This is a genomic window from Rheinheimera sp. 1928-s (assembly GCF_029269265.1).
Lineage (GTDB): Bacteria > Pseudomonadota > Gammaproteobacteria > Enterobacterales > Alteromonadaceae > Pararheinheimera.
Map to the genome: position 1 here is coordinate 98,638 of NZ_JARIXP010000009.1, position 20,850 is coordinate 119,487.

Here is a 20,850-nt window from a genome sequence, read left to right on the forward strand (position 1 = left end):
CCAGATGGTATGCCCTTGGTTTACCCAAAAACTGACCTGAAAGGGGATCCGGGTGACGAACACTATGCAGAAAACTATTCAGCAAACAATGCAACACGAACAACTTTTTATTGGAGTGGATGGCGGCGGCACCAAGTGCAAAGCCAGACTGGAAACCGGCAAGGGTGCTTTATTGGCTGAGGCTGTAACAGGACCGGCCAATCCGGCGACAGATTTTGCTGTGGCTGTGGATTCCATACTGCAGGCCTGTCAGCAGGTGGTACAGCAGGCAGGCTATACCGACACTGCTTTGGCTAATTGTCATGTAGTGATGGGTTTAGCAGGTGTTAATGTGCCTCGTGTGCAAAGCCAGATGCAACATTGGTCTCATCCTTTTGCCAGTTTAACTGTAACTACAGATTTGCATATCGCCTGTCTCGGTGCTCATGCAGGCCGGGACGGTGCCATTTTAATTACCGGCACAGGCACAGCGGCTTTTTCTACTGTGGATAACGAGCAGTTTTTATTCAGTGCTCAGGGTTTTCCACTTGGAGACAGAAGCAGCGGCGCCTGGTTTGGCTGGCAGGCGGTATGCGCCACTTTGGATAGTTTGGATGGTTTAACGGCTGAGACTGAGCTGACCAAAACTATTTGCCGGACTTTAGGTGTTGGTAGCAATACAGACCTGATCAGCTGCTGTATAGGCTACAAAGCAACGGACTATGCCCAGTTGGCGCCGCTGGTCTTAAGGTATCAGCAGCTTGCTGATCCGCATGCGCTGGATATTACCAGCCGTGGTCTGGATTACATTCAGGCGTTGTTACATCGGCTATTAAAAACCGGAGCGTCCCGTATCGCCATGATAGGTGGTTTAGCGCCATTTTTAGCCGACTTGTTACCTACGGACTTACAACAACAGCTCAGCCCTGTGCTGGGTCCCCCTGAGGTTGGCGCAGTGGTGCTGGCCCGACAGCTTTTTGCGGAGAGAGCAGCATGACGTTAATGCGACAAGAAGCCAGTTCAAGCTGGCAAAAAATTGAACAGCAAAATCAGAGTAACGAGGCTTTATATCAGGAGTTGGCGAAAAAGATCAGAGATTTTGATCCGGCTTTTGTTTATATGGTTGGCCGTGGCACTTCAGACCACGCTGGTGTGTTTGCCCGTTATCTGATTGAAGTGGAATTGGGAGTTGTGGTGGCTGCCGCCGCGCCTTCGGTTGCCAGTTTATTCTCCAGGCAACTGAAGCTGAATAAGGCACTGGTTCTGCTGATTTCTCAGTCGGGCCGCAGTGAAGATTTGCTGGCTCAAGGCAGGGCGGCCAAACAAAGTGGCGCTTTAGTTGTGGCTTTGGTCAATGACATCAGCTCTCCGCTGGCCGCTTTAGCGGACTATGCCATACCTCTGCTGGCCGGGCCTGAAAAAGCAGTAGCAGCTACCAAAAGTTATCTTTGTACACTTTCTGCTTTGCTGCAACTGGTCGCACATTGGAAGCAGGACGAAGAGCTGCTGGATGCGTTAGAGAACTTGCCTGCTGCGTTGCAACAAGTGCTAGATCAGCCGGCCCAGCTGCATGCCGATCACATCAAAACGCTTCGTCATTGTGTGGTGTTAGGGCGGGCTTTTGGTTACGCGATATCCAGAGAGATAGCTCTAAAAATCAAAGAAGTCTGTGGTATTCAGGCGGAAGCGTTTAGCAGCGCAGAGTTTTTACATGGTCCTATTTCGTTACTGAATCAGCCTTTGACGCTGTTGAATGTGCAACTGAATGATGAAAGCAGTGAAGCCCATCAGGCGCAAATCGCCGAAGTAAAAAAACGTGGTGGTGTGGTTCTGACTTTGGCTTTAAACGCAGCTCAGCAGACTATTCACCCACGATTACAGCCTTTATTGCTGATGCAGCGCTTTTATCTTGATATAGAAGCTGTGGCTTTGGCGCTTGGCCATAATCCGGATGCGCCTGTTGGCCTGAATAAAGTGACCAGCACCTTATGAACAGCATTTATGTTTCCCATTGTTTTGATGGCAAAGAGCTGCTGCAGGATGTTCGGCTGGACTGGCTGCAGGGCCGTATAGTTGCGCTGCAATCCGGTGTAAAACCGCAGCTTCACCATCAGCCTCAACTGCAAGGCTTGCTTTGTCCTGGCTTTATTGATATTCAGGTCAATGGTGGCGGTGGGGTGTTATTTAACCAGTTACCTGATGTCACAGCGCTCAAAACCATTAGCAAAGCTCATCTTGGCTTTGGCACTACGGGTATGTTGCCGACAGTGATCACCGACAGTCTGGAGGTGATGCAACGTGCTGCAGATGCTGTGGCTGAACTCTTGCCAGAGCCGCAGCATACAGTGTTGGGTATTCATTTTGAAGGCCCGCATTTGTCGGTTGCTCGCCGTGGTATTCATCCTGCAGAGCAGATCAGGCCTTTGTCGGATAAAGAAATGCAGCTGATTTGCCGCAAAGACATAGGCAAAGTGATGGTGACCCTAGCACCTGAAACTGTGCCTGTGGAGCAAATCCGAGAGCTTGTGGCTCAAGGCGTCATCGTCAGTCTGGGACATTCTGCAGCTACCGCAGAACAAGCATTGGCCGCTATTGACGCCGGAGCCCGCTGTTTTACCCATTTATTTAATGCGATGTCGCCTTTGACCAGTCGTGAACCCGGCATGGTAGGGGCGGCTTTGGCCAGTTCGCAGGTGTATTGTGGTTTGATTCTGGATCATTTGCATGTTCATCCTGTGTCGGCGCGTATTGCAGCGCAGTGCAAAGGCGAAGACAAACTGATTCTGGTGACAGATGCAATGGCTCATACTGGCAGTGACTTACAGCTATTACCCTATTTGCAGACTGCGATTCGTCGGGAAGGTCTGAAACTGACTTTACCTGATGGCACATTAGCGGGTTCAGCTTTGGACATGAATACAGCCTTGCGGCATTTTTGTCTGGATTTGGCATTACCCTTAACCTCAGGTTTAAAAGCCTTGAGCACCAATCCGGCGCGTTTGGCTGGATTGGATCATATGGGGCAGCTGCAAAGCGGAGCTGCTGCCAATATGCTGTTATTAGACGACAACCTGAATGTGCAGCGCTGCTGGTTACAAGGCGTGGAACAACAGAATAATAAAAAGGAAACTATATGAGCAACGTTACTCAGAACCCATCAGGCAGTTCATCAAGCCTGCAGCCGATCATCATTATCGGCGTGCTGTTTTTTATGTTTGGTTTTATTACCTGGCTTAATGGCGCTTTGATCCCGTTTTTACAGCTGGTATGCCAGTTAGAGGAATTTCAGGCACTTTTAATCGCCTTTAGTTTTTATATTGCTTATGTGGTGATGGCTTTACCTATGGCGAGAGTGCTGGCCTGGTCGGGCTATAAAAACGCCATGTCTATCGGCTTAGGGCTGATTGCTTTGGGCTGCGCTTTGTTTATTCCTGCCGCTTACAGCCAACAGTTTATGGTGTTTTTACTGGCGCAGTTTGTGGTCGGATCGGGTTTAACTTTGTTGCAAACCGCTTCAAACCCTTATTTGGTAAGAGTAGGGCCAGAACACTCAGCCGCTGCCCGTATTTCCTTAATGGGCATTTTAAATAAAAGTGCAGGTGTATTGGCGCCTTTGGTGTTCACCTGGCTGGTATTACAGGATTTAGGCCATATCACGGCAGACAGTCTGGCTCTGCTGGGCGAGGCGGAACGTCAGCAGCAATTAACTTTGTTAGCGTCGCAGCTGATTACACCTTATACCGGAATTGCTGTGGCTATTTTGCTACTGGCTGTCGCTTTGCGTTTTTCTGCCTTGCCGGATTTACCGGCAGAAGCTGCACCTGTAACAATAGATGGTAGTGAAACTTCTGTCTGGCAACACCGTCATCTGGTGCTTGGTGTTATTACCTTGTTTTGTTATGTCGGAGTAGAGGTCATAGCAGGGGATACCATAGGTTTATTGGGTTCTGCACTCAATGTTCAGGGCGCTACCACTTTAGCCTCCTATACCATGGCCTTTATGGTGCTGGGTTACAGTCTGGGTTTATTGCTGGTGCCTAAAGTTTTATCGCAGCGCCAGGCTTTGGCTACATCTGCTGGTTTAGGTTTGGTGTTGTCGATAAGTATTTTAGTTTCAGACCCAAGTAACACTGCGATTTCTGCGCTGTTATGGGGGTGGGCTGGATTACCTTTGTTACCCGATCCTATCAGTCTGGTGGCCTTATTAGGTCTGGCTAATGCGTTAGTTTGGCCTGCAGTCTGGCCTTTGGCGTTGGCTGGTTTAGGTTCATTAACACCCAAAGCTTCAGCGCTGCTGATTATGGGCATAGCAGGTGGTGCTTTGCTGCCGCTACTCTATGGCGCTTTATCTCAACACTTTGGTGCTATAGCCGGTTATATGGTGTTGTTACCTTGTTATGCCATGATTCTGTATTACGCAGTCTGGGGTTGTAAGGTGAAGTCCGACATATAAGATATGTAACAAAAAGCCTCTGAGTTTTCAGAGGCTTGATTTCAAGGGATTTCAACAGTAATTAATGCAAATGCCGGTGTCCTTGCCGGGTTTTGCCACCACCTTGTCCTGCTTCTGTCGCAAAGTCGCGGATTTTCACCTGATCTTTGACAAAAGGCTCAACCCCCAGTTTGCGGTATAAGTCAGCCGGAACCATAACTTTGCCTTGGGTGATCACCAAAGCCAGTTTGCGGATATCCGCTATGTTTTTAGTTGGATCGCCATCGACCAGCAATAAGTCGGCGTCAAAACCTACTTTAATCTGACCTTTGTGTTGTTCCACTTTGCTGTAGCGGGCGCCGTTTAACGTGGCGACCTGCAAAGCTTCAGCAGCGGTAAGGCCGGCTTTGACTAATAATTCCAGCTCACCTTGCAAGGTAAAACCTGCCAGTTCGTCTGTACCTGCGACTACCGGAATGCCAGCTTTGTACATCATGCCAACAAATTCGACCATTTTGGCGTAGGATTTGGCATACAGCTCGGCGGAGGCCTGATCCGGAATATCCAGTTCTGCCCTGGCATAAGAGCGCTGAATATCAGGGGGCAGGTGTTTGACTATAGCGCGCCATGGTTCACCCACTGTGCCATCGGTTTTTTTCAGGAAATCAAAAGTCGCCAGCGTCGGGTCGACAGTCACATTATTAGTTTTTAACAGACGGATAAAGTCCTGTACGGCTTTGCCGTTTAAATCCAGAGCAGCCACTTGTTTGGCGGGTAGGTAAAAACGGTCTAAGGTGCGGGTATCTGTGTCGGGTTTGACTAAAAAATTCAGCATCAGTTGATTAATATGCTGAATTTCATCAAAACCTGCCGCTATAGCATCTTCAGCTTTCAGAAAAGCCGGTACATGACCGCTGACCCGCAAACCACGGCTATGGGCGTAAGTCACGGTATCTTTGAGTATGTCTTTCGGGAAAGAGTTATAAATTTTCAGCTGCGGATAACCATGAGCGGCATACCAGTCGATGGCGTTTTTTGCTTCAGCGAGATCTTTAATGACAAAACCATTGCGGGCAGAATAGGCGCTTTCGCCTTCCAGAAACCCCGTCGGCACTATGGTCGGAGCCAACAGCTGATCGGTGTCGATTTCATCCATCATCAGTTGCAAAGTGGCGTTGTCATTGCCCATATCCCGCAGGGTTGTGACACCTGCAGCTAAATGCAGCGGACCTTCCCAACGCGAAAGGTGACCATGCATATCAAACAGGCCGGGTAACACAATACGGTTAGCTGCGTCAATTTCATGCTCGACTGGGCTTTGCAATGTTCCGGTTGGCACTATGCTGGTGATTTTGCCGCGTAGCAGATAGATATCACTGGGACTACTGAGTTTCAGTGTTGCGCTATCAAAAATTCGGGCATGACGAACGACTGTTAAACCCTTCAGCTTTTTAGGCATTTGAGCCAGCTTTTCCAGTAAAAGCGTTTCAGCTTTTTGCTGGATATCAAGCATAGCTTTGGCATTATGCTGCCAGCCTTCTTCAATCAGTGTGATATAACCCGGTATCAAATAAGCAAACAGCCGTGGGTTTTCACCTTGGGTGGCCCAGACAAAGTTTGGTTCAAAACCTACACCTGTTTGCACCAGTAACTGCACCTGCTGCTTTTCACCTCCGTTATCTACGATAAGTTCGCTGACGACGTCCTGAGTTAAAGTGCCGCTTGGTAACAAAGGCAAGGAATTTTTGCCACTTTTGGCCATGGCAGCTATCGCAATAGACGACAGATAAGGCGAGCCATCCACCGGCAGATACAAAGCGTTTTGCTGATACGTGGCTTGGCTTTGTTCTTTGCCTGTGCTCCAACTGGCGTTATTACCTGTCACTTTAAACCTTTCGTTAATGACAGAGCCAAAGGTGGTATTGCCTTTGGCCTGATAATCCTTGATAAAACCCTCTTTGTTTAAGCTGATTTTTTCATCCAGTTCAGGGCCGCGGCCGTTGTCTTTAAAAATATAGCGGACGCTGATTTCGCCGTCGTCATTCACTTCAACAATCTGCTCACCAGCTTTGACGCCATTGTCGACCAGAATAGTGTAAGAATACTGTTCATCCGCCCACACCGAGCCGGAGCAAGCTAACAAAGTCAGCAGACTTAATGCTTTGATTTTCATTGTAAGTTCCATGGTTTTTATTCTGACAACCACAGCTTAAAACAAATTGAACTCAGAGTGTAGAAATTGCGGGAAGGGGAGTTTATTGCAGGAGTAATAAGCCACCTGATAACCATATTCTTTGTTGTGGGCTATCAGGTGGCTTTCAGATGTTTACTGCTTTGCGTACGTTGCTGAAGCAGCGCCTGCTTTAGTGACTTTGTAACCTACTTTGGCTTCCATTTTGTCACAGATGTCAGCGCTTTCGCCTTTATTTACAAAGCCTTTGTTACCTACGTCTTCGCATGTCCAGCGTTTTACTTCCTGCCACTTCATCGCTTTTAGCTGTGGGGTAGAATCAATTTTTTGTTTCATTTTGCTGATGGCTTCATCACATTGCTTTTTGTACGACGCATCTTTGGTTCTGGCTTCGTACAGCAAGCCTACTTTGTTTGGTGTATCAACTGCGATAAAACCACACAGGCGTGAGCCAGACTGAGCATGGGCCTGGCCAGCTGTTAATAAAAGCACTGCTGTTGCAGCAATAGATAAAGTGAAATGTTTCTTTAAGTTCATGATGTAACTCCGGTTGTTGTTGGTTAGGATGAACACAGCTTTAAGTGAGCATCCAGTTAAAAAATTTAAGCATTTACAAGTCAAATAGTTCGGGTTTAAGGATTCGCTACCTCTTGTAATATGTTTTTCATCCGTGGCAATGCAGACCAGTCATCCAGTTGAATGTCATTGGTTCTGGCGTTAAAAGCGCGAGCTTTGCGTGACATAGGTTGAATATGCGCGACAAGTTCCGGCCATTTTTCGCTCAGTTCTTTGTGGGCAAACTGACGTAATTCTTTGATGCTTTCTGCGGGTTCTTCAGCGTGCAGCTGGTCGGCTTCTGCACTTTGCAGTGTTCTGTCGTAGCTTGGCACACGTCTGGGGGTGATCAGGATCAGCACAGATTTTTTATAGGACTGTTGAGTGTTTTTTGAAAACAGGTTTTTAATACCCGGAATATCTTTAATTAATGGCACACCTGAGCTGCCTGAAATCACTTCACTTTCCACCAGACCGGACAAAATCAGGGTTTCATTCACTTTGACACTGGTGGCGGCAGACACAGTATTTCGTGAGGTTTGAACGGATTGCGAGAAGGTCGATGAACCGGTGATAGGTTCAAAAAATGTGCGGGCGGCTTTTACGTTCAACAGCATATGTTCATCGTCAATAAAAGTAGGAGTGACAGACAAGCTGACACCGACATTGATTTGATTAAATGAACTTGAACCACCATCGCTGCCTGCCAGTCCCACCGCGATATTTGATCCTGAGAAAAACTGCGCAGACTGTCGATCCAGCACCAATAAACTGGGGCGAGCGACCACTTCAGTGGTTTGCTCTGTCACATTGGCAATATTCAGCGAATAGGCAATGGCGCCGCCAGCCGAAGTACCCAAACCTATATCTCTGGTTAAGGTGGTGTTGGTGACGCTGGGTTCACCTGAGGTAGTGGTGGTTATTTTATTGGTTGTGTTCTGAATGCTGACAGCAAGGTTATCCAGCAAATTTAAACCTGTGCTGGAGGTATTCAATTGGTTGTTGCGCAAAATGACGACATCAATGACAGCCATCTGTGGCAGTGGCCGTCCAATACAAGGTGAGGGCAGGCTGGGCAATACTTTGGTTTCATCCACGGCCACACCTTGGGTTGCTGAGTCATCAGAGGCAGAGCTATCATCGCTTCCTTCTGCAACCGGGGTCTGGCGTTGTACGCAGTCTGACCAGGCATACATCAATGGGCCTGATGTGGCAGTGGCATCTTTAACGCTCCCGGCGACAGCAGCCAAAGGCAAGACAGGACTGGTTTTATTCTGTATCTCTGCTGCATCATTGAATTGATACGACTGTTGCCACTGGGCAAGGCGTTGACTGAGCTTTTGTTTTTCTTGTGTTGAAAAACTCTGCTGTGTGCTCTGGTAGAGATCCAAGGCTTGGGCCGTCAATCCAGCCGAACTGTAAATAATGGGCGAGATTCGGCTTGTGGTTGCATCCATAGGCGCACTGTTTCGCAGCTTCTGTATCGCCCATAACGCCAGCTCTGTTTCACCCAAATAATAAGAAGCACTGGCCAGCAACTGTAAAGTTTCCAGATCCGCAGTGTCCAGCTTTAAGGCATAGGCCGCAGCCAGCTGAGCCTGTTTATATTGTTTATTTTCAAGATAAAGATGCGCCAATTGCAGCACAGCGTTTTGAGAATCGTGCTGTTGCTCAAGTGCAATCAGATAACCGGTTTCAGCCAGTTCAAACAAATCACGCTCACCATGACGGGTTCTCATTTGATAAGCCAAAGCGTTGGCCGTGTGTAAAGCGGCGTTATGCATATCCAGAGAGATGGCTGTATTAAAAGCCTGATTTGCTTTTGTCGCATCACCTTGGGTCAAAGCAGCTATGCCTTGCGTCAGATTTTCTTGTACGGGGCCCTTAGGCTTGTGTAAGTAACGTTCACTGGCAACACCAGGAGAATTGTGGTGGCCTGTTTGAAAGGAGCCAGAACTGGTGTTGGCTGTGCAGGAGACTAAACTACAAACCGCCAGCGAAACTGCGAAGGGATAAAGCTGTTTTGCCGGAAATGGCACCCCTTTAAACATTGGTACAGCTCCTGTTGCCTGATCAAAACGCTGCAACTTTGCCAGCGCAGGTTTTTTACCCTGTGAAGTGCACTCATCATAGGCGCACTAAGCTCAGAGGGTCTGTCACTAGAACTAGTGACAAACAGAAGACTAAACAAAGGTTTAGTTAGGCTATACTCGACCAGCTACTTGCGTGTAACTAAAGATCATCTGGCACATTGCAAGGCTGGTTATCAAAGTATGTTGTTTCTCCTTTGCTGCTATAAAGTGAAGAACAATGTTCGGCTAAACCTTTTTTTGGGGTAGTTCTCGAATATGTCGCAGCAAATTAATCCGTCCGTTGTGCGAGTTGCCTTAGTGGACGACGACACTGGTTTTCAAACTGCGGTTGCAGAGGCGTTGAAGCTGGCTTCAGACATGATGTTGGTATCGGTCAGCGGCACTCTTGCTGGGGGGCTAAAATTACTCAAATCGCCACCTGTCGATATTTTAATTGTAGATTTGGGTTTACCTGATGGCTCCGGTATCACATTAGTGCAACAGGCTTATCAACTCTGGCCAACCTGCAACATTATGGTCAGCACCACCTTTGCGGATGAATCCAATGTGATGAAATCGCTGGAGGCTGGTGCGACCGGCTATTTGTTAAAAGACAGCAGTCAGCAGAATTTAATCAATGAACTACGCAGTTTGCATTCTGGCGGTAGTCCAATTAGTCCTTTGATTGCCCGTAAGATCCTGATGAGGTTTCGACCAGAACAGATATTGGTTAAAACTCCGCCATCGGCAGGAGAAAGCTGTGTTACGCTTTCGGCCCGTGAACAAGAAGTGCTGGAACTCATTACCAAAGGCTTTACCTCGAATGAAATTGCGGCATTGCTTTCAGTTTCGCATCATACAGTGCTTACTTTTGTCAGGCGTATTTATGCCAAACTCAAAGTGAACTCCAAAACTGAGGCTATCTATGAAGCACGGATCCAGGGTTTGCTGGACAAATAGCTCTTTCTTTTGCAATCCACCAATGGACAATGACGCCGAATGTATCTGAATGTTAAAAATGCATAATCCTTTTCGTTTTGCTGAAAACCCAATACTGCAGGAACAAATTACGCTGGTGATGGGGCATTTTCGCAGCACGTTGGTGATTATTCCCATTTGTTTGCTGATCTGGTGGAATCTATCCAATGAAGTGAATACGCCTTACCTGCACTGGTGGGCTGTGGCTGCTATATCGTCAAACCTGCTACTGCAACTTTATAGCTGGTACTATCTGAAACAGGCTTCACTGAGTGCAAACACCCGCCGTATTGCCCTGATCTATACCTTACTACATTTGGTTGACGGCATGATGTGGGGGTTGGTGACCTGGTTGGTGCTGGGCAATGTCAGTGATGTTGAGGGCATTTTGCTGATGGCCGTTTTTGCCGGCATGTTGGGCGGAAGCCTGGCAACATTATCGCCTGTGCCTCTGTTTTATCTCGCGTTTTCTCTGCCTCAGGTGATCGGTATGACCTCTAAACTCTGGAGTATGGAGGACATCAGTTACCGCTCGTTGTGTATGGCTGTGCTGTTGTACTTCGTGGCCTTACTGGGCCAGTTGCTTACTAGTACAAAAACAACCTTGTCTGCTATTACTATGAAATTTGAACTGGCCAGCAGCAATGCGAAATTACGCGCTATTGAAAAATCTCAAACTTTGGAGCAGGAACGGCAACGTTTGATGCAGGAAATGCATGATGGTTTAGGTTCGTCTCTGGTCAGCGCGTTGCGGGTCGTTGAAAATGGCAAAATGCAGTCAGGCGAACTGGCCGGGGTATTAAAGGATTGCATTGACGATTTGAAACTGGCCATTGATTCGATAGAGCCTGTGGATGATGATTTGTTATTACTGTTGGCCACCTTGAGATTCCGTTTAGGCGGGCGACTTGAAAGCACAGGTGTCCGACTGCATTGGAAAGTAGCGCAGATCCCGCCACTGGATTGGCTTGACCCCAGAACTTCGTTGCATGTATTACGTATTTTGCAGGAAGCCTTCACTAATATCATTAAACATACCAAGGCCACAGAAGTAACGTTAAGCACTCGTCTTGACGGGGATTATGTGGTTGTCACAGTAACAGACAATGGGAGTGGATTTGAACTGACTAACGCTATACAAAACGGCGGCAGGGGGCTTGCCAGTCAATTGCACCGGGCTAAAGCCATTGGTGCACAAGTGAGCTGGTTGTCAAACAGCAACCAGACGTCTGTGATACTAAAACTACCCGTAAAACAAAAATCTCTGGTGTTTTAGTGTTGTGTTTTTCTGCTTCAGGTGCTGTCTGTTGCTACTAGCCGTTCCGATCCGTGTTATTGAAGAAAGTTTCTTTTTTTCCGCTGTTTATCTGTTGTATGCCAGCTATGCTATAAACTCATTCGCATTTTTTCTGTTTTGTGGTGTCAGCTCTTTTTGTGCACTGTTGCTAATTTTTAGTTTTTATCGTATTTTTCATTTCGAGGCGATAAGCTATGATGCAGATCAACAGTGTTACCAAAAGCTGTGTGTATAATAAAGTGAGCCAGGGTTAAAATAAACGTTAAGTAAATCTGATATTTAGTCGATTAGCTAAGTCAGTACTACTCTGTGTTGGTGCTATAAAGCCTGTCTGGGCGACAAAATTTGAGTAAGAAGAGGTGTACCTTATGACCAGTTTGATGAATTCAGTTGACCAACGCACCAATATTGTCGGTCAAAATCGCCTCGAACTTTTAATGTTTCGTCTGCATGGCCCTCAGCCTTATGGCATTAACGTGTTCAAAGTGCGTGAAGTGATACGTTGTCCTGAACTCAGTGAATTGCCTGGTGCTAATCCTAATGTGCGTGGTATAGCGCATTTACGGGGGGTTCCTGTCACTGTCATCGACTTAAGTCAGGCCACCGGTGGTAAACCTATTTCCGATTTATCCAATGCCTTTATTCTGGTCACTGAATACAACCGTAATACCCAGGGCTTTTTAGTCGGTGGCGTCGACCGTATTGTCAACGTCAACTGGGAGCAGATTTTGCCTCCGCCTCATGGTGCAGGGCGTACGCATTATTTAACTGCAGTCACTGAAGTTGATAAAAAGCTGGTGCAAATTATTGATGTGGAAAAAGTATTTTCCGAAATTTCTCCTGTGGATGAAACGGTCAGTGAGTCTGTCAAAGAAAAAGCCAAAAATGCAGACTTTAAAGATTTAACTGTCTTAGTGGCAGATGACTCTGCAGTGGCCCGTAATCAGGTGAAACGAGCTTTATCCACTATAGGTATTAATGTTGAAACTGTGAACGATGGCCGTCTGGCACTGAACTGGCTCGAAGCCAAGGCCCAGGAGCTCGGTGGTGACATCTCCGGCAAAGTACCACTGATTATTTCTGATATCGAAATGCCGGAAATGGATGGTTATACCTTAACGGCTGAAGTGAAAGCCAATGAGCATTTACGCAATGTGCATATTATTCTTCACTCTTCTTTAAGTGGCGTCTTTAACGAGGCTATGGTGAAAAAAGTAGGTGCTGATCAGTTTATTGCCAAGTTCCACCCTGATGAGCTGGTATCTGCTGTACAACAGTGGATGAATAGCTAGTCACTAAAGAACCTTACTGCTTTACTATTCCTTTATTGCTGCCTATTATAACAGTCATTAAGTAGTTAATGACTGTTATATCATGCATGATTCTGCTGATTTACTTTTAAAACAATGGGGCGCTTTAATTCAGAGTTGCCGTGCTGAGCGTGAAAGCCAAAGCCAATTTGCCAAACGTCTGGGCGTGGGGCGCTCAACTGTATCAGCATTGGAAAACGGCAGCGCTCAGGTGGCTGTGGGCACTTATCTGCAGGCCATGCTGGTGCTGGGTTTGGCAGGCTCTTTTGCCGACTGGCTGAGCCAGCAAGAGCAGGAACAGCAACGACAGCGTTTTCGTGTTTCAGCGCAGAGGCTGGATAATGATTTCTGACTCACTCAAACCCAGTTGTTATGTGTTTGTCGAAGGCTTGTATGCTGAAGCTGTGATTTGTGCTGTGTTTCAGTTGGATCTGGCTTCGGGGACAGGTTACTTTCGTTACGGTAAATCCTGGCTAGAACGAGCCGATGCTTTCCCGCTGGACCCATTGCATTTACCTTTGTCTGAACAGGAATTTATCTGCCGTTTGCCAAAAGCAGTGTTTGGCGTCTTGTCTGACGCCGCTCCTGATAGCTGGGGTCGTAAACTGATGTTGTCCTTGCACAGCACTAAACCTGCGCATGAAGTTGATTTTTTGCTGGCTGGTAGCGGTGAAGGAGTAGGTGCCTTAGCCTTCAGTTTGTCGCGGCATCAAGCGAAAAAGAAAATCGCTAAAAACCAGTTTGCTGATTTACAGAGCCTGACCCAAAGTAAAAATGATGTACTGGCCCACAACAGCTTAAGTGCAGAAGCGAAAAAAGCACTGGAGTACGGCATCAGCATGGGCGGCGCCCGGCCTAAATCTTCAGTGCAGGATGGTGATGTTTTGTATCTGGTTAAATTTAACAAACCAGATGACTTAGTGAATATGGCCAGAGTTGAGCACGCCACTTTAACCTTGGCACAGCAGTTTGGAATTCGGGTGGCACACAGCAAAGTGGTGCAAACCGGCTTTGAAGACGTGCTGTTAGTCGAGCGTTTTGATCGCAGTGCCAGTCAAATCCACTCTCATTTTATCAGTGCTGAATCGTTGTTCTCTGAACAGAAAGTGTCGGAGCTAAGCTTAAAAAGCAGTTATGGTTATCCGGCTTTGGCTGAAATGTTGCGCCAGTACAGTGTTGAATCTTCAGACAGTGAAGAATTATATCGGCGCATGCTGTTTAATCTGCTGATAGGCAACACAGACGATCATGGGCGCAACCATGCTTTACTGCTGGATTTGGCCAGTAAACACTGGCGCTTGTCGCCAGCCTACGACATGGTGCCTGTGAATAATTCGCGCCAACATGCAATGGGGCTTGGAGACTTTGGCCGTGTCGGTACAGTGGAAAACGCCTTAAGCCAATGCAGTCGTTTTGGTTTAAAGCTAAACAAAGCCAGACAGATAGTGGCAGAAGCTGAACAGCTTATTCGGAGCTGGCCGCAGCATTTTAGCAAGGTGGGTGTTTCAACTACCGACATTGAAGTGTTAAAAGCTCTGATCCCACACTGATTGAGCTGCTGCAGTAGTGCAATTTTCTGTTAGAATCGCCGTACTTCAGCTCAGGCATCTTTTGCAAAAAACTGAGCTTATGTTTTAACTCAATGGACTTTGAATGATTAATTATTTTCGCATTTTGGGCGTGAAAGCCAGCGCCAATGAAGACGAGATTAAAAAAGCCTACAAGCGTTTATCCAATAAATACCATCCGGATAAGCTGCTGAATTTAACGGATGATGAAAAAGAGCAGGCTGGCGCACAATTACAACGGGTAAAAGAAGCCTATGATGTATTGTCTGACGCCAAAAAACGCGCGGCTTTTATTAAAGATTTTAATAATGTGATAGTGCCGGACCCGACCGCAGCGATGAAAGAGCTGTGGGATAGTTATTACCCGTCCGTAAAAGGTTAAAACTCATGAGCAAAACATTCGACAAAAACCGGTTAGAAGCGTTAAAAACTGACGCTTATGAAAATATAGAATCTTATAACGATCCGGATACGCCAAAAGCACTGGAAAAATTTACCAGCCAAATCAAAAGCATTTTACAGGCCGATCCTAAGATGTTGCATTCAGTGCCTGAATATTTGCCTGTGGCTTTATTTGGCCGGGTTAAATTCACCCCTGAAGCCAATTTAAAATGGGCTGGCTGGCTTGCAAAAAATACCATGCCGGTATGGGATGAGTTTAAAACTTCGGTCGCTTTTAATAACGCTGATTTACCACTGGTCAAAACCATTCGTGAATTTAACGAAGATTTACTGATCGAAAGCTGTGCTGTGCTTTTTATGCTGAATAATCATATAGCTGCAGCGCCAGGCCCACGCAACACAGATGATGACGAAGACGAAGATTCGGACGAGTCATCCTTCCGTAATGACGCTGATGACGATTACGAAGGCACTGATGACGAAGAAGAAGGTTACGATAACCAATACGATGAAATCACTTTTAACCGGGAAGGGCGTTGATGAATAATCTGATTGAAATTGCCGTTGCGGAAATTAAAGAACTCGCCATTGTTGAGCCAAAACAGGCCAGCAAAAAGTTTGAGCTGATGGCCAATACCATGTCGGACGCGCAACTGGTTGAAGTGATTGAAAATATTGATATTGTTACCTTGACCCAAATTAACAGCCAACACGATATTTCTTTTCCTTCGATTATTTCTGAGCTGATGACACCGGAAAAAATCCGCGACATCGTTTGCCAACAGCCGTTGTACTGGGAAGAAAAAATCAAAAATAATGCCGAAGATTTAAAGCAGCATACCTTTGATTTTTTGACCTACCTTATTCGTACTCAGGACAGTGAAACCAAGCAGGCCGAAATTCTGGAAGCCATAGCTGAAGACCCAGCGGGTTTGTTTTATTTGTCTATTCCTTTTATCGAGCTGTACCGCGGCGAAGTGATTGAAGATGAAGACGAAGTGCATGATTTATTGCACGAGGAAGAAGAAGATTTAGAAGAAGCCATCAGCTATACAGAACGCCATCTGAACGAAGAAGTGCATGGTTTGGGTTACGACGACCCTCGCAGCTTATTGGCACTTATTCGCCAATTAACACCGCAGGTTGAGCAAGCGATTAAAAATCTGGTGCGTAACGAAAACTCTGGCTGGGAACATATTATCAATAAGTTTGCTGCTGAGCTTGTGATGCAAGCCAAAGAGAAAAACCAGTCTTCGGACGAGTACGCCGAAGTGGACGATATGTTTAGTTTCCTCGATTAAGCTGAGTAAAGGATCCGTTATGCAGTTAGTGGTGCGGGATGCCAATCAGGGACCTTTTTTAACTAAGGTGCTGAATTATGCCAAGGCAGAGCAAAAACTCTCGGATGCACAGCTGGAGCAAGTCAAAAGCAAAGCTGTGCTGATGAGTCTGAAGTTTGCCGACAAGTTTTACAACAAATACAAAATGCATCTGTTAGAACAAGCAGCCCACGATATTATTGGTGTGGCGAGTTTGGGCCTGGCAGAACTCTCAGATCATGATTTAGATAAAGCCCTGGCATTGCTGGTCAGTCCTGAAGGTATAGTTAAACCTTTCCAAAAAGGCTGGAGCATGTTGTCGCAGGTAAGCCAACTTACGCCAAACCGCAAGTCGTTGTACGGTGAAGTGGAAGAGCAGTTGTTGCAGGATATTGCCAGTCCACCCGACATCGAAGAGTGGCAGGGTGTTCAGGTGTATCAGCAGGCCTTGGTTGAATCCCGCCGCCGTCAGGCTATTAGTGTGGTGAAACAAACTTATTTCTACCATACCCAGCTGGACCCGTTCGAGCACTTCAATCTTGAAGATATGTTGGCTGAAGTGGTGTTGTATCGTCTTTGCACTAAAGGTGGCAAGGTGAAACAGGATTTAAAACAAAGGTTACGCGATATCGATTTAGCCGATGAATGGTTTGACGTAACTTTTATTAAAGCTCATACCGAACAAGTGCTTAGCTTATTGCCTGCTGGTTTTTCAGAGGCTGTGACTATGGAGCTGGGTGACAACTTCCATGCCGCTTTAGTTCGTACTTTGCAGTTTGCCAAAGGCTACAAAAAGCTGTTGGCAGAGAACGCCTCGCCAGAACGCCGTGATGCTTACGAGCATAAACAAGGCATGCTAAATCCACTATTAGGCTGGCCTCAATATATCGAAATGTAAAATTGGGGTCAGATCACATTGTTAACTGTTAACAATGTGATCTGACCCATTTTAAGTTTTTGGGCAGTGCTGCTGTACTTCCTTCCACCAGATCACATGACGTTTTAGCTCTGCTTTTAATGCGGTATTAGGAACTTCCAAGCGCTGCTGAATAGGTCGTACCAAAGCTGTGCCTTGATACAGCTGCTGCAATAGCGGATACAACTGCTGATATGCGCCGTCTATCTGAGCGAAATAAAGCTGCACTTTGGCAATAAAATACTGTAGCAAAATGGTGTTTAAAATATCTGCCTTGTTGGAGCTTTTACCGACAGGGCATTGGGCTTTTAGATCAAGCTGTTCTAACTGCTGATTTAAGCTTTGCAGCCAGTGCTGGCTGAAGCGTAAGCTTTGTTGCAACTGACTTAGCGTGTTGGCCTTGTATAAAGCTTCCAAAGCCTGTTCTGGGTTGATGCTACTGGCCTGCTGCCAGTTCTGCTGAACAATACTTTTTTGTAGCGCAAGCAACAAATGCAAAGCCTGCATAGTCTCAACCACACCAGCCACTGAATTGGGTTCTGACAAGCTACGGGAAGGATGCAGTTGTTGGCGTAAGGTTTCGTCCTGCTGCAGGAAGTTCTGCCAGTGTTTATCGATTTGTGCGGTTTTCTCTAAGGCAAGCCCTGAGAGTTTCTGTTGTAAATCTGGTGCTATATCCGGATTGGTTAAACAAGGCTGTACTTGTTTTAACAACTCTAATTCATACTTCAGACGCTGGCTTGGGCTCATCACTTTACCCAGACTGCTATTACGTTCACCCAGCAATAAATCCAGGCCACAAGCTCGTGTGGCGACTAGCTCCACCATAGTGATTCGGCTTTCAACAATCTCTGCTCTGGTTTCTGTAATGGATGGCAAAGGCTGCAAATCCAGCGGCGCTGGGTCTTGGATCTCCAGCGCCAAAGTACGACCAAGCCTTTTGGCATAGTCGTCCATCAGGGATTGAGCTGGATCACTGCAGCCGCTTAACACAAAAACAACGGCAAGCAGGCTCAGAGCTTTAGTGAGAGGCCGCTGCCTGTTGCTGCTGTAAAATTTTGCCATCTTCTAATCGCCTGATTTGGTTTTTCAGAATAAGCGCCAGCATCACAGCTGCGCAGGACAAACCCACTATAATGCCAATCCAAAAGCCATGAGCGCCCATCTTAGGCAAAATCCAGTCGGTTAAACCTAATACAGTGCCCAAACCAAAACCGATCGGCCAATAGGCAATAAAGGTGATAAAAAAGATAGGTTTGGTGTGTTTTAAACCACGTAAGGCACAGGCCGAGACGACTTGTATCGCATCAGAAATCTGATAAAAACACGCCAGAACCAAAATTGAAGTCGCAACTGCAAGTACGGCAGGATCAGTAGAGTAAAGCGATGCCACTAAAAAACGACCAAAATAAGTCACCAGCGCTATGCCGACCGCCATCATCATCGCCAGTTGCACTGCGGTTGATACGGCTTTTTTCAGCTCCTGCACATCGTTACTGCCAACCAGATGACCGACCCGTATTGTGGTCGCCATGCCCATACTCATAGGCAACATAAAGACCAAAGCGCTGTAATTATTAGCAATTTGATGACCGGCGACCACTATAGGGCCTAAATGCACAATCATCAGCGGGATAGAGGAAAACAGTGTCACTTCAAAAAACAGCGAAAAGGCGATAGGTGTGCCTATAGCAATGATCTGCCATAAGTCTTTCCGATTTGGCCTTATGCTGTCAGGCTTTTTCATATAAAGCGCTGTACTGCGGCTTCTGAAGGCGTAAATGGTGATGGCAATAAACATCGCCAGAAAAACTAAAGAAGTCGCCACACCGCAGCCAGCGCCGCCTAAAGCCGGCATTCCTAACTTGCCATAGATAAACACATAGTTGGCCGGAATATTTACCAGAATACCGACAAAAGCTATCCACATGGTGGCTTTGGTATTGCCTATGCCTTCAAACAGATTACGAAACACCATATAGCCCGCGGCCGGATAAACGCCGTAACTAACATAGACCAGATAATCGACGGCTTTCTGACGCAAATTATCTTCCATCGACAGATAGTGCAGTGGCAGATGAATAAACTGCATTGCTATCACTATCACAGTGGCCAGTACCATCGCCAGATAAAAGCCTTGCAGCGCGTTATGAGGAATAGCCTTATGGTTTTTCGCACCATAAAGCTGAGAAATAATAGGGGTCAGTGCCAGCAATAAACCCTGCAAGGTCAGAATAATAGGCAGCCAAATGGCTGAAGCCACAGCAATAGCGGCCATATCCAGCGCACTAACACGACCTGCCATAATAGTATCAATGACAAACATCATGGTTTGGGTCAGTTGGGCCAGCATAATAGGGCCGGATAATTTCAGAATGGTTTTTGCTTCAAAGCGGGAAAAAGGTAACATAACAACTCTTGTCAGACAGGCGAAAAACGCCGTAAAGATAGCACAGCAGAGGTTTTATGTTTACAGGAATAGTGCAGGCAAAAGTTAAAGTCAGTGAAATCAGCGACCAGAAGCAGTTTCGCAGGCTCACTCTTGAAGTGCCTGTGCAGTTGTTACAAAACCTGGAGCGGGGCGCCAGTATCTCAGTCAATGGAACTTGTTTAACGGCTACCGAATTTCATCAGCAGACGCCATTAGGCCAGGTCAGTTTTGATGTGATTGATGAAACCTTAGCCAAAACCAATTTGGGTGCTTTAACCGCAGACTCTTTAGTCAATTTCGAACGCTCTTTAACTTTTGGCCGTGAAATAGGCGGGCATTTGGTGTCAGGCCATGTGCATGGTACAGCGACTATTTTAGCTGTGACCCAAACGGGTGCGAACTGGCGGGTAGATATTGAACTCAAGCCAGAGTTCAAAGCTTATGTGCTCAGCAAAGGTTTTATCAGCATTGATGGCATCAGCCTGACGGTAGGCGAAGTGACTGCAAACAGTTTTAGCCTGCATTTAATACCTGAAACCCTGGAGGTGACCACTTTAGGCCAACGCAAAGCGGGCGACAGGGTGAATATCGAACTGGATCAGCAAACCGTGACCATAGTGGACACCGTAGAACGGGTACTTGCAGCTAAAAACGCTTAACGACAATTGCTTTAGAATGACTTAATAATACTGCTCATCTTCAGCGTCGATAAACACCTGCACTTTGTTATGCAGCTCATCTTTATGGGTTTGTACATGAATAGGATTGCAGCAGTTGCTGCAATCCTCAATGTCGTCCTGATCTTCACCGCTGATATCCAGAGTGATATGAGTGGGATGGCCACAGAAAGGGCAAAGAATAGTTTTATGCAGTAAGTCCATAGATCCTCCGTTTGCCAATGCCTGTTGCAGCAAGCGCTGACGACTGACTATCCGCGGGTCCTTCCGTTTTAAGCTCCTGATAAGTTTTAGTGTAGGCCTTAATGCTGCATCAGGCGAAAAAATAGCCTTCTTTATACCGCTATTGGCTTGGTTGTTGCCGATAAAGCGCCGTATCGGTTATGATGCAGCCGCTTTTTGTTAAAAACAGAGACAACTACGTGTTGTACTGTTTTGTTCTACCGCTCGTAAGGTTGAACCGCAAAAAACATACCCTTAATTTAAATTGAATCAACACGTGACCCTTGGTATAAGTCCCCCTCTGTATTTCACCTGTTTTCGCATTAGTTCATAAACTTCCATGTAAGCCACGCCAATTCTGGTGTTTTCAGTGGTTTTCACTCTTTATCATTTCACACCTTTTCATTGATCTATCACTTACTATCAGACAAACTGTGTACCAAATGTGTACCAAATCGGCTTTAACATGGCACTCAGCGACACCAAACTACGAAGCATTAG

Annotated in this window: 20 protein-coding genes; 14 read left to right on the top strand and 6 right to left on the bottom strand. The window is 46.5% G+C overall.

Going from position 1 to position 20,850, the window contains the following annotated elements; translation table 11 throughout:
* The first annotated feature begins 52 nt into the window (after positions 1 to 52).
* From P3C17_RS18845 to P3C17_RS18860, 4 genes are read left to right on the top strand one after another with little or no spacing between them, the layout of a single operon-like run.
* Positions 53 to 976: a BadF/BadG/BcrA/BcrD ATPase family protein gene (locus P3C17_RS18845; RefSeq protein WP_300930864.1), complete on the top strand. Its 924-nt coding sequence runs from the start codon at positions 53 to 55 to the stop codon at positions 974 to 976.
* On the top strand, positions 973 to 1,971 hold the full coding sequence (locus tag P3C17_RS18850; RefSeq protein WP_300930865.1) for an SIS domain-containing protein: 999 nt from the start codon (positions 973 to 975) through the stop codon (positions 1,969 to 1,971). Before P3C17_RS18845 ends, P3C17_RS18850 begins: the two co-directional genes overlap by 4 nt.
* Positions 1,968 to 3,116 (top strand): N-acetylglucosamine-6-phosphate deacetylase, encoded by a 1,149-nt coding sequence (gene nagA, locus P3C17_RS18855; RefSeq protein ID WP_300930866.1) that lies wholly within the window; start codon positions 1,968 to 1,970, stop codon positions 3,114 to 3,116. Before P3C17_RS18850 ends, nagA begins: the two co-directional genes overlap by 4 nt.
* Entirely contained in the window at positions 3,113 to 4,432 is a 1,320-nt protein-coding gene (locus tag P3C17_RS18860) for a sugar MFS transporter (protein ID WP_300930867.1), read from the top strand. Before nagA ends, P3C17_RS18860 begins: the two co-directional genes overlap by 4 nt.
* A 61-nt stretch (positions 4,433 to 4,493) precedes the next feature.
* Here P3C17_RS18860 and P3C17_RS18865 read toward each other — a convergent pair whose 3' ends face one another.
* The 3 genes from P3C17_RS18865 to P3C17_RS18875 form a co-directional block, all read right to left on the bottom strand.
* Complete coding sequence (locus tag P3C17_RS18865; protein ID WP_300930868.1) at positions 4,494 to 6,584, bottom strand: amidohydrolase family protein; 2,091 nt, start codon at positions 6,582 to 6,584, stop codon at positions 4,494 to 4,496.
* Positions 6,585 to 6,737: 153 nt separating this feature from the next.
* Positions 6,738 to 7,139, bottom strand: a complete 402-nt coding sequence (locus tag P3C17_RS18870; protein WP_300930869.1) for a hypothetical protein — start codon at positions 7,137 to 7,139, stop codon at positions 6,738 to 6,740.
* 95 nt (positions 7,140 to 7,234) lie between these two features.
* On the bottom strand, positions 7,235 to 9,208 hold the full coding sequence (locus P3C17_RS18875) for a hypothetical protein (protein WP_300930870.1): 1,974 nt from the start codon (positions 9,206 to 9,208) through the stop codon (positions 7,235 to 7,237).
* Between the two features lie 297 nt (positions 9,209 to 9,505).
* On the opposite strand from P3C17_RS18875, the gene P3C17_RS18880 reads away from it, so the two are divergent.
* The 9 genes from P3C17_RS18880 (at position 9,506) to P3C17_RS18920 (ending at position 17,001) form a co-directional block, all read left to right on the top strand.
* Positions 9,506 to 10,189, top strand: a complete 684-nt coding sequence (locus P3C17_RS18880) for a response regulator transcription factor (protein WP_300930871.1) — start codon at positions 9,506 to 9,508, stop codon at positions 10,187 to 10,189.
* Between the two features lie 58 nt (positions 10,190 to 10,247).
* Positions 10,248 to 11,483, top strand: a complete 1,236-nt coding sequence (locus tag P3C17_RS18885; RefSeq protein ID WP_300930872.1) for an ATP-binding protein — start codon at positions 10,248 to 10,250, stop codon at positions 11,481 to 11,483.
* Between the two features lie 389 nt (positions 11,484 to 11,872).
* Positions 11,873 to 12,796, top strand: coding sequence for a chemotaxis protein CheV (locus P3C17_RS18890; RefSeq protein WP_264346848.1), 924 nt, complete (start codon positions 11,873 to 11,875; stop codon positions 12,794 to 12,796).
* An 82-nt stretch (positions 12,797 to 12,878) separates the two neighbouring features.
* Positions 12,879 to 13,166: a helix-turn-helix transcriptional regulator gene (locus P3C17_RS18895; protein ID WP_300930873.1), complete on the top strand. Its 288-nt coding sequence runs from the start codon at positions 12,879 to 12,881 to the stop codon at positions 13,164 to 13,166.
* Positions 13,156 to 14,364, top strand: coding sequence for a type II toxin-antitoxin system HipA family toxin (locus tag P3C17_RS18900; RefSeq protein WP_300930874.1), 1,209 nt, complete (start codon positions 13,156 to 13,158; stop codon positions 14,362 to 14,364). The genes P3C17_RS18895 and P3C17_RS18900 overlap by 11 nt, the downstream gene beginning before the upstream one ends.
* Before the next feature lie 103 nt (positions 14,365 to 14,467).
* Positions 14,468 to 14,764 (top strand): DnaJ domain-containing protein, encoded by a 297-nt coding sequence (locus P3C17_RS18905; RefSeq protein WP_300930875.1) that lies wholly within the window; start codon positions 14,468 to 14,470, stop codon positions 14,762 to 14,764.
* Between the two features lie 5 nt (positions 14,765 to 14,769).
* Positions 14,770 to 15,324 (top strand): hypothetical protein, encoded by a 555-nt coding sequence (locus tag P3C17_RS18910; RefSeq protein ID WP_300930876.1) that lies wholly within the window; start codon positions 14,770 to 14,772, stop codon positions 15,322 to 15,324.
* Positions 15,324 to 16,085 carry a hypothetical protein gene (locus P3C17_RS18915; protein ID WP_300930877.1) on the top strand — a complete coding sequence of 254 codons (762 nt, stop codon included), beginning with the start codon at positions 15,324 to 15,326 and terminating at the stop codon, positions 16,083 to 16,085. The genes P3C17_RS18910 and P3C17_RS18915 overlap by 1 nt, the downstream gene beginning before the upstream one ends.
* Positions 16,086 to 16,104: 19 nt before the next feature.
* Positions 16,105 to 17,001: a hypothetical protein gene (locus P3C17_RS18920; RefSeq protein ID WP_300930878.1), complete on the top strand. Its 897-nt coding sequence runs from the start codon at positions 16,105 to 16,107 to the stop codon at positions 16,999 to 17,001.
* Positions 17,002 to 17,052: 51 nt separating this feature from the next.
* Here the strand turns inward: P3C17_RS18920 and P3C17_RS18925 are convergent, their stop codons facing one another.
* On the bottom strand, positions 17,053 to 18,084 hold the full coding sequence (locus P3C17_RS18925) for a DUF3080 family protein (protein WP_300930879.1): 1,032 nt from the start codon (positions 18,082 to 18,084) through the stop codon (positions 17,053 to 17,055).
* Positions 18,041 to 19,429: an MATE family efflux transporter gene (locus P3C17_RS18930; protein WP_300930880.1), complete on the bottom strand. Its 1,389-nt coding sequence runs from the start codon at positions 19,427 to 19,429 to the stop codon at positions 18,041 to 18,043. The genes P3C17_RS18925 and P3C17_RS18930 overlap by 44 nt, the downstream gene beginning before the upstream one ends.
* Before the next feature lie 56 nt (positions 19,430 to 19,485).
* On the opposite strand from P3C17_RS18930, the gene P3C17_RS18935 reads away from it, so the two are divergent.
* Positions 19,486 to 20,109, top strand: coding sequence for a riboflavin synthase subunit alpha (locus tag P3C17_RS18935; protein ID WP_300930881.1), 624 nt, complete (start codon positions 19,486 to 19,488; stop codon positions 20,107 to 20,109).
* Positions 20,110 to 20,130: 21 nt separating this feature from the next.
* Here the strand turns inward: P3C17_RS18935 and P3C17_RS18940 are convergent, their stop codons facing one another.
* Entirely contained in the window at positions 20,131 to 20,331 is a 201-nt protein-coding gene (locus P3C17_RS18940; RefSeq protein WP_008898703.1) for a CPXCG motif-containing cysteine-rich protein, read from the bottom strand.
* Between the last annotated feature and the right edge of the window lie 519 nt (positions 20,332 to 20,850).